Source organism: Parabacteroides leei (assembly GCF_023369805.1).
Taxonomy (GTDB): Bacteria; Bacteroidota; Bacteroidia; order Bacteroidales; family Tannerellaceae; genus Parabacteroides; species Parabacteroides leei.
Window position 1 is genome coordinate 42,836 of record NZ_JAMBQG010000004.1, and the last position, 13,593, is coordinate 56,428.

10 protein-coding genes are annotated in these 13,593 nt (G+C 54.6%); 2 read left to right on the forward strand and 8 right to left on the reverse strand.

Annotated elements, in window-relative coordinates; all coding sequences use genetic code 11:
- Positions 1-27 precede the first annotated feature (27 nt).
- From M1P97_RS07800 to M1P97_RS07825, 6 genes are read right to left on the reverse strand one after another with little or no spacing between them, the layout of a single operon-like run.
- Positions 28-5,844, reverse strand: a complete 5,817-nt coding sequence (locus tag M1P97_RS07800; protein WP_004291462.1) for an N-6 DNA methylase — start codon at positions 5,842-5,844, stop codon at positions 28-30.
- Positions 5,834-6,421 (reverse strand): DUF1896 domain-containing protein, encoded by a 588-nt coding sequence (locus M1P97_RS07805; RefSeq protein WP_004291461.1) that lies wholly within the window; start codon positions 6,419-6,421, stop codon positions 5,834-5,836. The genes M1P97_RS07800 and M1P97_RS07805 overlap by 11 nt, the downstream gene beginning before the upstream one ends.
- 27 nt (positions 6,422-6,448) lie before the next feature.
- Entirely contained in the window at positions 6,449-8,536 is a 2,088-nt protein-coding gene (gene topB, locus M1P97_RS07810) for a type IA DNA topoisomerase (RefSeq protein WP_004291456.1), read from the reverse strand.
- 60 nt (positions 8,537-8,596) lie between these two features.
- Positions 8,597-10,168 (reverse strand): DUF3945 domain-containing protein, encoded by a 1,572-nt coding sequence (locus M1P97_RS07815; protein WP_004291455.1) that lies wholly within the window; start codon positions 10,166-10,168, stop codon positions 8,597-8,599.
- 20 nt (positions 10,169-10,188) lie between these two features.
- On the reverse strand, positions 10,189-10,539 hold the full coding sequence (locus M1P97_RS07820) for a helix-turn-helix domain-containing protein (RefSeq protein WP_004291454.1): 351 nt from the start codon (positions 10,537-10,539) through the stop codon (positions 10,189-10,191).
- A gap of 3 nt (positions 10,540-10,542) precedes the next feature.
- A complete protein-coding gene (locus tag M1P97_RS07825) occupies positions 10,543-10,968 on the reverse strand; it encodes a helix-turn-helix domain-containing protein (protein WP_004291432.1) in 426 nt (141 codons plus the stop codon).
- Positions 10,969-11,106: 138 nt separating this feature from the next.
- Between M1P97_RS07825 and M1P97_RS07830 the strand changes: the two genes are divergently transcribed.
- Together M1P97_RS07830 and M1P97_RS07835 are read left to right on the forward strand one after the other, a co-directional pair.
- Complete coding sequence (locus tag M1P97_RS07830) at positions 11,107-11,406, forward strand: helix-turn-helix domain-containing protein (RefSeq protein WP_004291426.1); 300 nt, start codon at positions 11,107-11,109, stop codon at positions 11,404-11,406.
- A 31-nt stretch (positions 11,407-11,437) separates the two neighbouring features.
- Positions 11,438-11,743, forward strand: a complete 306-nt coding sequence (locus M1P97_RS07835; protein WP_004291424.1) for a helix-turn-helix domain-containing protein — start codon at positions 11,438-11,440, stop codon at positions 11,741-11,743.
- Positions 11,744-11,820: 77 nt separating this feature from the next.
- Here M1P97_RS07835 and M1P97_RS07840 read toward each other — a convergent pair whose 3' ends face one another.
- Together M1P97_RS07840 and M1P97_RS07845 are read right to left on the reverse strand one after the other, a co-directional pair.
- Positions 11,821-12,183: a hypothetical protein gene (locus M1P97_RS07840; protein ID WP_004291423.1), complete on the reverse strand. Its 363-nt coding sequence runs from the start codon at positions 12,181-12,183 to the stop codon at positions 11,821-11,823.
- Positions 12,184-12,194: 11 nt separating this feature from the next.
- Positions 12,195-13,430, reverse strand: coding sequence for a site-specific integrase (locus tag M1P97_RS07845; protein ID WP_004291422.1), 1,236 nt, complete (start codon positions 13,428-13,430; stop codon positions 12,195-12,197).
- Positions 13,431-13,593 lie beyond the last annotated feature (163 nt).

Below are 13,593 nucleotides of genomic sequence, written 5' to 3' on the forward strand. Positions count from 1 at the left end.
TTAATACTTCAGATAAAATTCCTTAGGTTATATTTTCAATCCTTTGGACCGGGTTTCCTCCTTGGCATACAGTCCCGGACGCCCGATTATGACATGGTTGGCAACGATACTATCCGCCGGACTGCGTATCTGCGGCGGTGCATTTTCGGGATATTGCGCCTGCCTGTTCCTCACATCTTCCGCTTCCGGCTTGAGCTGTTGCCCTTCATTCTCCTTTTCTGCGACTTCGGGCGTGGGTGGCGCAAGCTCCAGCTGAATTTTTCGGTCAAGGGCGGCAAGTTCGGACTTCAACTGCTTCAGCTCGTCCTCCTTCTTCCACACCTTACCCGCTATCTCCTGTAACTGCGGTATCTCCATCTCCAGCACCTCGTTCTTCGCCTTGTACTGGTCGATGATGGAGGGTATCCTCTCCATCGCGTTGAGGAAGTTGCGGGCGGCGGCCAACGGGTCAGCCATCGCCAGATGCCCGTTGTTGTAGGTGTACTTGTAGTTCCCCTCGACCACGAAGCGGTTGTCGGTGAACTCCAATCCCTCTTTGAGTATCCTTTCGCTCACCACCTTTATCGGAAAACCGTAAAGTTCACCGACCTGCGTGTACAACCCTCCGGTCGTGGCATTCTTGGCTATCTCCTGCAAACGCTTTCCGATGACCTTCTCATCGGCGGAATCCACTCCGTCCACCTTTATTATATTAAGGCGGTTGCCCTCCTTGTCGGTCTGCACCACCGACAGGAAGCGGTTCCAGTCCTCCGTCATGGCATCTATGAAAGCCGTGTTGTTGCGCAACTCGCCGGTCTTTGACTCCAGCTTGAACTCCGAATCACGCTTGCCCTTGTTGAACGACTTGCGTTCCCCTTCGAGCGATGCGATCCGCTTTTCCAGTTTCGCCTTGTCCAACAGGTCGGTATTGCCGGAGAGCAACGCCATGTATTCCGAGAAATTCATGCCCGATTTTTCGTCCATTGCCCCCTCGTCGATGGTACGCGCACCCATCGCACCGCTTTTGAGCTGGCTTATGAAAGTCTGCTTGCAGTGCAGGAGGTTGAACTTGTAGCTGTCCAGTGACTTCTCCACCGCGTAGATGATTACATCCACGTTGTTCCCGGCGAAATGTTTGGCAATCTCATTACCTGCCCTAACTCCGCGTCCGTCACGCTGTTGCAAGTCGGACGGTCGCCACGGCGTATCGAGATGATGGATAGCCACACACCGTTTCTGGGCGTTCACACCCGTTCCGAGCATAGAGGTAGAGCCGAACAGCACACGCACCGTCCCGGCGTTCATGGCGTCTATCACCGCCTTCCGCGCCTTGTCGGTCTTGCACTCCTGAATGAAGCGCACCTCGCTTGGCGGTATACCGTAGTCCTCCGTCAGTTTGCGCTTGATTTCCGAATAGACGTTCCACCCGTCGCCCGGCTGGTATGTCCCCAAATCAGAGAAAACGAACTGCGTGCCTTTCTGGGCGTCGTATTTTTGATAATACTCCGCGATCATCTTGGCACAGTGACTCGCTTTGTTGTCGGGATGATCTTCGTAATTCGGGTCTATCATGCGCATGTCGAGTGCCATTTTCCGGGCATAGTCCGTGGCGATGAGCATCTTCGCCTTTTCTTCCGTTTCCGAAAGCGGCAGCCTGCCCAACAAGGTGGCATCGCCCGTCTTGGCGAACTGCATCAGTTTCTGTATGAAGTCCTCCTGTTCCGGCGTGGGCGGTATATGGTGCAGTATCTCGTTCTTGGCAGGACGGTCAACGCCCACATCCTCCGCCGTGCGGTAGTCCGTGATTTCATTATAGAAGGCGGCAAGCTCCGGCACTTTGATGAAGTAGCGGAAACGCTCCTTCTGGACCACATTGTTCGTCACGTTAAATTCAAAATCCGTCGTCTTCTTGGCAAATATCGCCGCCCAAGCGTCGAAACACCTTATGTCCTGCCGTTCCAGCTCCTTCGGGCGCAGGTACTTGAACAGCAGGTACAATTCAGTCAGTGAGTTGCTGATAGTCGTGCCGGAGAGGAAGGTCGCACCCAAGTCTTTTCCTGTGCGCTCCTGTATGGTGCGTATGGCAAAGAGCATGTTAAGTGCCTTCTGGCTTCCCTCGCTGTTTCCCAATCCCGCCACACGGTCGTGGCGCGTGTTGAAAGTCAGATTCTTGAACTGGTGGCTCTCATCTATGAAGATGTGGTCGATGCCCATCTGCTTGAAATCCACCACGTCGTCCGTGCGTGACTTTATGGCGTGTTCCACCTTCTCCAGCTTCGCTTCAAGGTTGTGCTTGCGCTTCTCCAATCCTTTCAGCATCGCCCGCGACACGTTCTTTCCCTGCTGCCGTAGCACTTCGAGGTTTTCCTCCACCGTGTCAAGCTCTGCTTGCAGGATGCGCTGCTGCAATTCCGGCGACTGCGGTATCTTGCCGAACTGGTCGTGCGACATGATGACGCAATCGTAGTCGTTGTTCTTTATATTATTGAAGAAGCGCACACGGTTGGCGGTCGAAAAGTCCTTCTCCGAAGCGTACAGAATACGTGCGTTGGGATATGCCGCCTGATAGGTGGCTGCAATCTCCGCAACGTTGGCTTTCAGCCCGATAATCATCGGCTTGTGTGCCAAATTCAGACGCTTCATCTCATGCGCGGCGATGCACATTATCAGCGTCTTACCGGTTCCCACCTCGTGGTCGCAAATTCCGCCGCCGTTCTGTTTCAACATCCAGACGCAATCCATCTGTGAGGGATAGACGCTCTTGATACCCCGGCTTGCCAGCCCTTTCAGGTTGAGGTCGGGAAAGGTCTGATGGGAGCCGTCGTAGCGCGGGCGCACGAAACAGTTGAACTTGCGGTTATACATCGTCACAAGCCGCTCCTTGAACTGCGGCGACTGCTCTTCGAGCCATTCGGAGAAGCCGTTTCGTATCTCGTCAATCTTGGCGTTGGCGAGTTGTATTCCCTCGCTGTCGCGCATCTTGATGTCGTTGCCATGCTCGTCCTTGCCGATGGACTTCATCATGTCAGGGCAGGTGTTGTGCAGGGCGTGTTTTAGGAGGTGCATACCGTCATAGTTCCGGTAATACCCCTTCACCAGAAACTCGTCCGTGATTTTCATGGTGCGGTAGCCGCACACCACCGAAAACTCGTCCATGCTTGCGGAATAGGCGATTTTCACCTCCGTGTCGAACAGCCGGCTCATGTAGGCGGCATAGACACCCGTCGGAATCCAGCGTTCCCCGAAATTGAAGTCCAGATCCTCGAAGGCGATGCGCTGCGGCTCGGCATCTTTCAGAGCCTCCAACGCCTGCTTCACCTCCGGCATACGCTCATTTTCGGGATTGTCACCCATCCATGCCTCTATGCGTTCCGCTTTCTCTATGACATTTCCGGCGATGAAACGGTCTTTGATTTCGTAACCGGTCACGAGCGGATTGTAGTAGATGCGCCCTTGCAGGGCAGTGAGCAAATCCTCCGCCGTGCTGTCGGTTATCTCCCGCATATAGTCGAGATTGACCGTACCATATTTGTTGAGCGACGCAGACAGGGCTTCTTCGGGAGAGCCTACGTTGGCATGGCTCTCCACCGCGAAGGAAACAGGATGCTCGAAGATGTCCGCCTTGACGAACTTTCCGTTTTCCATCCGTTCCAGCGAAAGGATGTCGCGCCCGCCCGCATCCATCATCACTAACTTCACGTTCTGCTTGGCGTTGAGGTTGCCGTAGCGCATGACAAACTCATCGTAACAGGTATTCAGATGCTCTCGCCACGGAACATTTGCCTCGCGCCGGAGCGATTCATAACGGTACAGACGCTCGTAGGCGTCACGCAGCGACACATACAACAACGCCTTTTCCTTCTGGTATCCTTTCAGGTCGAGCGGCTGGAATGTCGCCCCGTATGGCGTGATGTCTTTCAGGTAGCCGATGTTATGACGCCCCCGGTCAGCCACCAGCGACCCTTCGCGCAGGTGCATCTCCGGCGTGCGGTGGTAGGCACGCGGAGAAAGGTCCACGACTTCCTCCTTCGGCTTTTCCGCTTCGATGTCGGGGAAAAGGAAAGTCCCCACCGCTTCCGATGGGGTATCTGTAACGGCAGGTGCGGCGACTGCCTCCGGCTGTGTTTCCTCCTGTCGTGGCTGCTCACGGGAAGTTTCCGGCACGGCTTTCACTTCCGTCTTTTCCGCCACTTGTTTCTCGTTATGCTGCCTTGCCAGTTCCCGAAGTTCTTTCCTACGCTCCGGCGTCAAACCCATCATCATTTCATAGAAACCGTTGATGGGAGGATTGGTATCCCAGTCCAGTGTGGCATAGATGTCGTCCGGGTCGGCAGGCTTGGCGGTGTTCTCCGCTTTCACCTCCTTATTCTCCATTGCGGGTTTTGCAGTTGGAGCTGTCGGTGTAACCGTGACTTTCGGTTTGGGCGGAGTGGACTTTGCCGTAACTGCCTTTTTCACCGTCTTTTTCTTTTTGGAGGTTTTCGGTTGGCTGACCTCTTCCGTCATCCCCCAGAGGTCAAGCAGGGTGAGCTGCACGCCTGCGGAATATTGCGGGCGCGGTTCTATCTCCGGCTTTTCATCTGCGGGTTGCGGCTTTTCTGTCGGAGTTTCCACCGTCTGCGCCGAGGATACTGTTTCCAATTTTATGGCAGGACGCTCTACTTTATTTTGAACGGCAACTTTTTCTTCCGTTCCTGCCTGCCGGATTGAACCCGAATACAAGCGCATGGCAAGCCTGTAATGGAAATCCTCGTCGAGCATACGGCGCAAATCCCCGGCGATGCCTGCTGCCTTGCCCTCGTGCAGATAAACCATAGCGGGCTTCCCGTAGGGGTCTGTGTCAAGTTTCGCCATCGTATGCACGATGCGTTCCGGGTGGTGGATGAAATAGGCGTTGTCGGTCAGGGCGGTTTTCGTGTCCGTCTGTATCACGGTCATCAGCCGCTCGTCCTGCGACATTTCCTTCTTGCTGAGGTTCTTTTGCAGGACAATCAGGTCACTGCCCACCTCCGTGCCCGCGTTGTCCGTGAACAGGTTGTTGGGCAGGCGTATCGCGGATACCAGATTGGCCTGACTGAACAGCTCGTTACGCACGGAGGTCTTGGTGCTATTCAATACCCCTTGCGAGGTGATGAACGCCACGATACCGCCGTCACGCACGGCATCCAGTCCTTTGAGAAAGAAATAGTTGTGGATGGTTTTCTGGGCGGAGCGTCTGCCGAAAGAGTCGCTCCGCTGAAACTCCGCGTCGAACACGGCAATGTCACCGAACGGAATGTTGGACACCGCCAAGTCGAAATAATTGTTGAACGGTCTTTCGATTTTCTCAAAACCGCAGGTGCGCATTTTCTGGTCGGGATAGAGATGCCTCAAGATTGTACCCGTGAGCAGATCCTTCTCGAAAGCCATCACATCCGCATTGGGGCTGTGCCGCAGCATGGAATCCACGAACACGCCGACACCTGCCGACGGTTCGAGCATACGGGCGGGGCGGACGCTGTAATCTGCCAGCACGTCCGCGATGGTGTCGGTTATCTCTTTGGGGGTGTAGAAAGCGGTCAGCACGGACGCTTTCAGCGAATCCACAAACCGCTTGTACTCTGTTTCGTCCTTGCTGTTCTCACGGATAAGCCTGTGCAGCTCCACCGTCGGGGCGAACAGTTCGAGGTCGGATTTCGCCCACCGGACGGCATCCGTCAGTTCCTTTGCAGGGTTGAGGATACATTTCAGACCGCCGAAACCGCAGTACCTTTGAAGTATGGCACGCTCTTCGGTTGTCGCTGTCCTATTTTCCCTGTCAAGGATGAATGCCGTCCGTATCGCCTCGATGTTGTCCCGCAGTTTCTGTTTGCGGTTAAACGCCATATTCGTCTAAGTAAAGGACGGTTGCTCCCGTCAGCTCCGTGTAGAGCAGGTCGTAATCGGAAGACAGGGCGAAATTGTCATCCGAGAGGTCATAGACGGAGAACACGTTGCCGACAAGCGGCAGCAGTTTCAGGACAAAGGCTTCACGCTTCTCTTCCGGCACTTCATCGGCAAACTCGTTTTCCACGACTTCGCGGAGGATGGCGTAACGGGAATAATGCAGCCCGCGCAGCAGCGTGTCCATCGCCAGTTCCTGCGCACCATCGGCGGGATAGCCTTCAAGCCGTGCCCTCTCATACGTTTCGGCGGCACGGTCGGCCCGTTCCCGTATGAAAGCGGTGTCGTCAGCCTGTTCAAACTTGTTCGTGCGGAGATAGTCCAGCAGGTACAGACCGTAATAGGAAAAGTCGGTCTGACCCTCGTTTTTCTTCTTGTTGTTCATTACTTTGGATTTAGCGGATTGATAATTAACGGGATAATCGGTTGGAAAAAGGAAGAAAAAGGCACTCGGTATCCCTCCGAGTGCCACCACTAAATCCAAAGTATGAGTGTAATCCGGTATCGAAGAACAATTCATTACTCTGAACAAGTGGCAAAGTTAATACTATTTCTTCCGTCCTGAAAATTTCTTGTCCTTTTTAGCCTCCGGGAACACAAAAGTCGTGTTATATTCCCCGTCAAAGGCGACAACAGCATCGAAACTCTTGCCCTGTTTGCTCTTGAACCCTTTGAGCAGCTTGGTATGCCCTTCGGTGAGCAGGTCTTTGATTTCATCGTCGGACAGGGTGCGTCCCGCTTTCAGCCGGAACACGGGCAGTCCGCACTCCGTGTTGTCGCAGCGTACCACCTTGCCGTAGAACCGCATCCTGCCCGTGCCACACTTGGGACACGCGCAGCCGGAGTCACGGCTGCCGAAGAGCTTGTCGCACGAGATCAGTTCGGAGGTTATCTCACGTGTGTACGCCTCTATCTCCTTGCGGAAGGTGTCGTCGGACAGTTCCCCGCGCTCGATACGCGCCAGCTCCTTTTCCCATTCGCCCGTCATGGCAACATCGGCGATGCGCATCGTCTTGACGACGGAATTGAGGGCAAGTCCTTTTTCGGTGGGAACAAGCGACTTCTTGCAGCGTTCCATGTAACCGCGCTTGAAAAGCGTTTCGATGATGGAGGCGCGTGTGGCGGGAGTACCGATGCCACAGTCCTTCATCGCCTGCCGCAGTGCGTCGTCCTCAATTTCCTTGCCCGCCGTTTCCATTGCCGAGAGCAGGGTGGCTTCGGTATGCAGCGGCTTGGGTTTGGTCTTTCCTTCGGTAATGGACGAGCCTTTCGGTGTCAGCGTGTCGCCTTCCTGCCAGCCGGGGATGGTAATTTCCTCTTTTTCCTCGCCATAGACGGCACGCCATCCGGTTTGCTTCACGACGCTGCCTTTTACGGTAAACTCCACTCCGGCACATTCCGCCGTGACAGTGGTCACATCCTTGACGCATTTCTCAGAGAATGCCTCGACCATGCGCCCGGCAATCATCTGATAGATGGTATTGTCCTCTTTGGAGAGGAAGAGCGGTTTCTCACCCGTGACGAGCAGGGCATGGTGGTCTGTCACCTTGCCGTCGTCCACGCTGCGGCGTGTCGGGGCGGCTTTTGCCCGCACCTTGTCTTTCCATTCGGGCTGTGTGCCGATGAAAGCGAGCAGTTTGGGAATTTCGGCAAACACGTCTTCGGGGATGTAGCGGCTTCCCGTTCTCGGATAGGTTATCAACTTCTTTTCGTAGAGTTTCTGCGCGATTTCAAGCGTCTGTTCCGCCGTGAAGCCGTGCTTGGCGTTGGCTTCTTTCTGGAGCGTGGTCAGGTCGTAGAGCAAGGGAGTTTCCTCCGTCTTCTCCTTGCGCTCGGCTTTCGTGACAGTGGCGCAACCTGCCGCCTTTACCTTATTATATAGTTCCATCGCCGGTTCTTTCTCTTTCCATTTCTCGGAGGATGAGAATTTCACGACTTCGCCGTCGCAACCGTCCGTTGCGATATGGAGCTGCCAGAATGCTTCGGACGTAAAGCGGCGGTTCTCCCAGTAGCGTTCACATACCATAGCCAACGTTGGTGTCTGCACCCGCCCCACGGAATACGTGCCGTGTCCGGCGGCGATGGATAACGCCTGTGTGCCGTTGATGCCCACGAGCCAGTCGGATTCGCTCCGCGCTTTGGCGGCGAGGTAGAGGTTGTCGTATTTGCTGCCGTCTTCGAGTTTCCGCAGTCCCTCGCGGATAGCTTTGTCGGTGAGAGAGCTGATCCACAGGCGCACGAAAGGAGTGGTGCAACCCGTATAGTGGTAGAGGTAGCGGAAGATAAGCTCTCCCTCGCGTCCGGCATCGGTCGCCACGATGATATGTTCGCTTGTGTCGAACAGTCTTTTGATGACTTTTATCTGCGACACCACGCCGCTGTCGGGCTTGTAACCTTTCTCCGTCCTGACCTGACGGGGGACGAGCGTGAATGTGTCGGGAATAATCGGGAGGTTGTCACGGACAAATCCGCGCACGCCGTAGCCGTCGGGCATGGCAAGCTGAACGAGGTGTCCGAATGCCCATGTCACGGCATAACCGCCTCCCTCGAAATATCCTTCCTCTCTCTTTGTCGCGCCCACGATGCGGGCGATTTCACGTGCCACGGAGGGCTTTTCTGCAATGATTGTCTTCATGTCTTCTTCTTTTTTGTTGATACTTTGGATTTTATTTTGGATTCAGTGGCGGACACGGGATTACATTTTCATGCCCTTGCCCGTTTTCTTCTGCGGCTTCTCCTGCTGCTGTTGCTGGCGGGCGTCCTTCGGGTTGGTCTGACCTTTCTGCAACGGCTCTCTCAGATTCTTTGTAGCCTCGTTGGTCTTGCCATCGTTGTTCACCGCCACCTGCGTGCGGCTCTCGTTGGACGGAGCAACCTGCTGTGCATTGTCAGGGTTCGTGTCGTAGCGGTACGGGCGTCCCTTCTCCGGGTTGAACTTGATATACATCGTGGCATGGAAGCCCTGCTTGTCGGTCACGTTCTCCAGCTTCACGGCTTTACCCGCCACATAGTCGGCTTTCTGCTGGTCGGTGAAGCTCACGCCGCTCCATTTGCTGATGGGGCGGATGCTGCCGTCCTCGTTCGTCCACGTGTTGCGGCGTTGCTCCTTCTTGGTCTGTGCGGCATTTTCCCCGCCCTGCGCCTGACTTTTCGATGTGTCGCCTTTGGTTTCCTGTGTCTGTGCGGTACGGGGCGACTTGCCGGTTCCCGGCACGAACTCCACGCCGCGCTGCTCCACGTTCACTTGCAGGGTGGTGACGAACTTTCTGCCGTCGTTGCGCTCGATGAGCTTGTCGCGTACGGGCAGTCCGGCGCGGAGCATGTCCCGCTCCTGCGTGGTGATTTCCGTCTTGCCGATGCGCTCCGGGATGCGCACCCTGCTTGCCGGAATGTCCGTGATTTCATTCGTCTTGCGGTCGATGCTGATGTAGGAGGGGATGATCTCGCCCGTTTCCCTGTCCACAATGTCCACGACCCTACCGAGATTGCCCGTTTCGCGGAGGTTCTTCCGGTCATTGTCGGAGAATTTGTGTTCCTTGTACTCATCCAGCTTCTGCTCCTTGCGGATGAAGTGCGGCACGAGGCTGATGTTTCCCTCACCGTCCTTCTTGAAGGAGAGGCGGGCGTCCAGCTCGAATGATTCGCCGCCGAAGGTCGGTTTGACCTTTACCAAGTCGGACTTGCCATAGTTGAGCATCTTCGTAAGGTCGCCGGACTTTTCAAGGTTGTCCCGCTTTACGCCCCATCTGTCCTCCAGCTCCTGCCAGTTGATTTTACTCTCGTCGATGGGCTGGTAGCCACGTTTGCCCTGCATCTGTTCGGATTTGTCCTGTTGCTGTTCTTTCCGTTGTTCCATGTTCTCCTGTTTTTGAGGTTCTTGTTTCTCTGTCTGTTGTGCTGCCATCTCTTCCTGCACCTTCTTCTCATAGTCGGAGGTGTCCACCTTGTGAGGGGCGAGCAGCTCCTTGTTCGCTTCGGGGTCTTTCAGCAGTTGCTTCATCACCTCTAAGAGATTTTCAGCTTGGTCTGCCGCAATGCGGTAGAAACCGAAGCGGCTGGGTTCCTTGCACTGCCGGAAGAAGTTCTTGAAGAAGTTGTCCAGCACGTCGCCATGTCGGTCGAATTGCAGGAAACTCTGCGCGTTCTCCGCTTTTGCGGGGGTGCGCTTGGGTGTGCCGTCCGCGTTCAGCCCGGCTACCACGCTGATCTCGCCTGTCTTCTCGTCACGGACTACCAGCACGTCCTTTTCGTCTTTTTTCTTTGCCATCTGAAAAATGTTTTAATGGGTTATTTATGAAAGAAATTATGGATACGAGCCTTGTAGAAGGCTATATCTTCCTTTTTGAAGTCCTTGATATGGTTGGAAAGGAATGTCAGCACGTCCTCCTCGCTGTAATAGGTCTTCTTGCCCAGCGTCTTGTAGGGCAATGCGCCTACGCTGCGGTAGCGTTGGAGGGTGCGTTTGCTTATCTGGAGCAACATGCACAAATCCTGATTGTCGAAAAGGCGGATGCTTTCCGTGATAGTGGGCTGTTTCCCCTCAGCCTTCATCGCCAGCAGCAGTTCGTCCTGACGGTCGAGCCGTTCCATCAGCTTCTGCATCCAGCCCTCGAAGTTGTTTCGTGTGAGCAGTTCCATGACCTATGTCCTCCTTCCTTTTGGTTTGCCGCCCGTGCGCAGCGTGTGGTTGTGGAACAGGGTGTCTATTGTCCCTTCCTCGTTCCTTACTGTGTTGTCCTCCAATAGCCGCAGTATCTCGGAAAGGCGGTAGCGGCAGCTTCCGCGTACCACCACATACTCGATACGGTGGTCGGTGCGCATACGCTGCATGGTGCGCTTGCTCACGTTGAGCATCTTCGCCGCCTGTGCCGTGTCAAGCAGCTTGTCTTCGGTTTCCCGCTTCCGTTTCTTCTCGTCCCTTGCCTCGCGGATGTACCCTGCGATGTTCGCAATCTGCGCCATCATCTCCTTGTAGGCGGAACTTTCCATTGTTATCACTTTCATGTTCAGTCCTTTCTTTTTGTTTCTGCGACAAAATTCGGCAATAAACAAAAGGGGCTTTAACAACTCACTACGTGACTCACGTAAGATTTTTGCGGAAGATGGCTCCGTAACCCGGTCAAACGGCGCAACAGGCAGCCTTTCAGCGGAAAACGATACGTCTTGTATGCCGTTTCGTTACCTTTGCGGCAAACTCTAAATGACATGAATATGGAAATAGTATCTATCGAGAAAAAGACTTTCGAGATGATGGTGGCGGCATTCGGCGCACTCTCGGAGAAGGTCGCCGCCCTGAGGCGCAAAAGCGACACGGGGCGCATGGAAAGATGGCTCACGGGCGAGGAGGTCTGCGGGCAGTTGAGAATAAGCCCGCGCACGTTGCAGACGCTGCGTGACAGGCGGCTTATCGGCTACTCGCAGATAAACCGCAGGTTCTATTACAAGCCAGAGGAGGTGAAGCGGCTGATACCGCTTGTCGGCACGCTCTATCCGCACGGCAGATGATTTGATTTATTCACCCACTGAATCCGAAGTTATGATGAACGAGAACAACGATGTTTTTACGATGGAAGACGAGCCGATAGCCTCTGTGGTGCAGGATATGCGCAAAGGCTCGAAATGGCTGTCCGCATTTCTGGAAAGCTACCGTCCTCCGCTGGACGGGGAACGTTACCTGACGGACGGCGAGGTGTCGGAACTGCTCCGTGTGAGCCGGCGCACCTTGCAGGAATACCGCAACAACCGCGTGTTGCCCTTCATACTTTTGGGAGGGAAGGTGCTTTACCCGGAAACGGGGCTGCGCGGGGTACTGGAAGCGAACTACCGCAAGCCGCTGGAGTGAGGCGGTTTCATGAAAAAGTAAACGGGTGACACCTTTTGTGGTGCTACCCGTTTACTTGTCTTATGGGGTATGTGCAATCAGCAATACCCGGCTTTTCCGTTCTGTATGAACATCACGTATGTCTGCCGTTTCTCTTGTGAGAGTGCCTTTCCCACCAGCCATGTGCGGAACAGGTGGGTGTTGTAGGTATTCACCCTGAAAGCGACCGGGATGATGATTTCAAGGGCGTACACGTCCGCGTGCAGCCCGTTTTCAAGCTGCATGTAGCGGCACACCTCGTAGTCGTTCAGCACGTCCGACTTGCGGACGGCTCTGATGGCGGCGTTCACTGCCGGGACGGTCGTATGGAACAATCCGGCTATTTCGGTGGCGGTCATCCACACGTCGTTACCGGTTACGCTGACTGCCTTGTCCTCGATGATGATTGTGTCACGTTTCATGGCTTTTCTTTTTAGATGGTGCAACCTGCAAATTCCTCGACGCCGTTCAATCTTGCGGCAAGGTTCTCCATGTCCTGATTGAGCTTCTCTTTGGTTATCTTTGCGTAAATCTGCGTCGTCTTTATGCTCTTGTGTCCGAGCATGGAGCTGACCGTTTCGATGGGAACACCGTTGGAGAGGAATATCGTCGTGGCTGCCGTGTGGCGGCTCTGATGCCACGTGATATGCTTGGTGATGCCGCAACGCTTGGCGACGGCACGGATACCGGCAAGGCACGTGTTATAATGCGGAACGGGAAATATCCTGCCGTCCCCGCACAGTCCCCGGTATTTGCCGATTATGCGGTTGGCGATGTCGAGCAGGCGGATGTTGGACACCACGCCCGTTTTCTGGCGGTTGATGTTTATCCACTCGTGTTCGTCGAAGTAGGTGCGGATATTCTCTTCCGTAAGGTTGCGCATATCCGCGAACGACAGCCCCGTGAAGGCGCAGAACAGGTAGAGGTCGCGGTACAATTCCTGTTTGGCGTTTTTCAGTTTCCCCTCCATCAGCAGGCGGATCTCATCTTTGGTCAGGAAACTGCGTGTTGTTTCCTCCTTCTTGATTTCATACTCGCGGAACGGGTCGCGCGTCAGCCACTCGTTGTTGATGGCGATGAATACCATCGTCCGTAACGGGCAGACGTACAGCCACACGGTATTGGTGCAGCAGTGCTTGTCCGTGCGCAGGAACATCTCGAAGTCGGAGATGAAAGCCGGGGTAAGCTCTTTTAGGGCGATGTCCTTCACATGGTAGCGGATGTCGAGGAACTCTTGCATGTGCTTGTAAACGGTGCGGTACTTCAGCAGCGTGCCTTTGGCTTTCATGCCTGCCTCCACCTGCTTCTCGTAGTCCTCGTTGTGCTGGCGGAACACCTGCATCAGCGTGTGGTAGCGGTGTTCCAGTCCGAGAAAGGCGTTCTTCACCTTCTCCGCCGTGACGAAGTTGTCACGCTCCATGATTTCCTGATAATGCCTGTTGATGCGTACCCGCATCTTGTCAAGCATACGGTTCGTTTCGAGTGCCGCCGTGCTTCTGCCCGTGACACGTCCACCTTTGGTGTCCCACAGTTTCGGATCGACAGTCAGTTTGCAGCTGAACTGTGTCTGGCTGCCGTCCACCGTGATGCGTCCCATGACGGGAACTGTCCCGTCCTTTTTCACTACCTGACGCTTGAGGTAGTAGATTACTGAAAATGTACTCTTCATTGTCCTTAATTTTTGGGTTTCAAAATTAGTTGGTGAAGAGTCCGGTGTTGGTACGCAAAACGGGGAGGAACGGCGCAATCTTTTTCCGTAACCTGATTTTTCGCATGAGTTATGGATAACTCACTATTCCTTAGAGCCTTGTTTCGCTATTCGTACCCGTTTG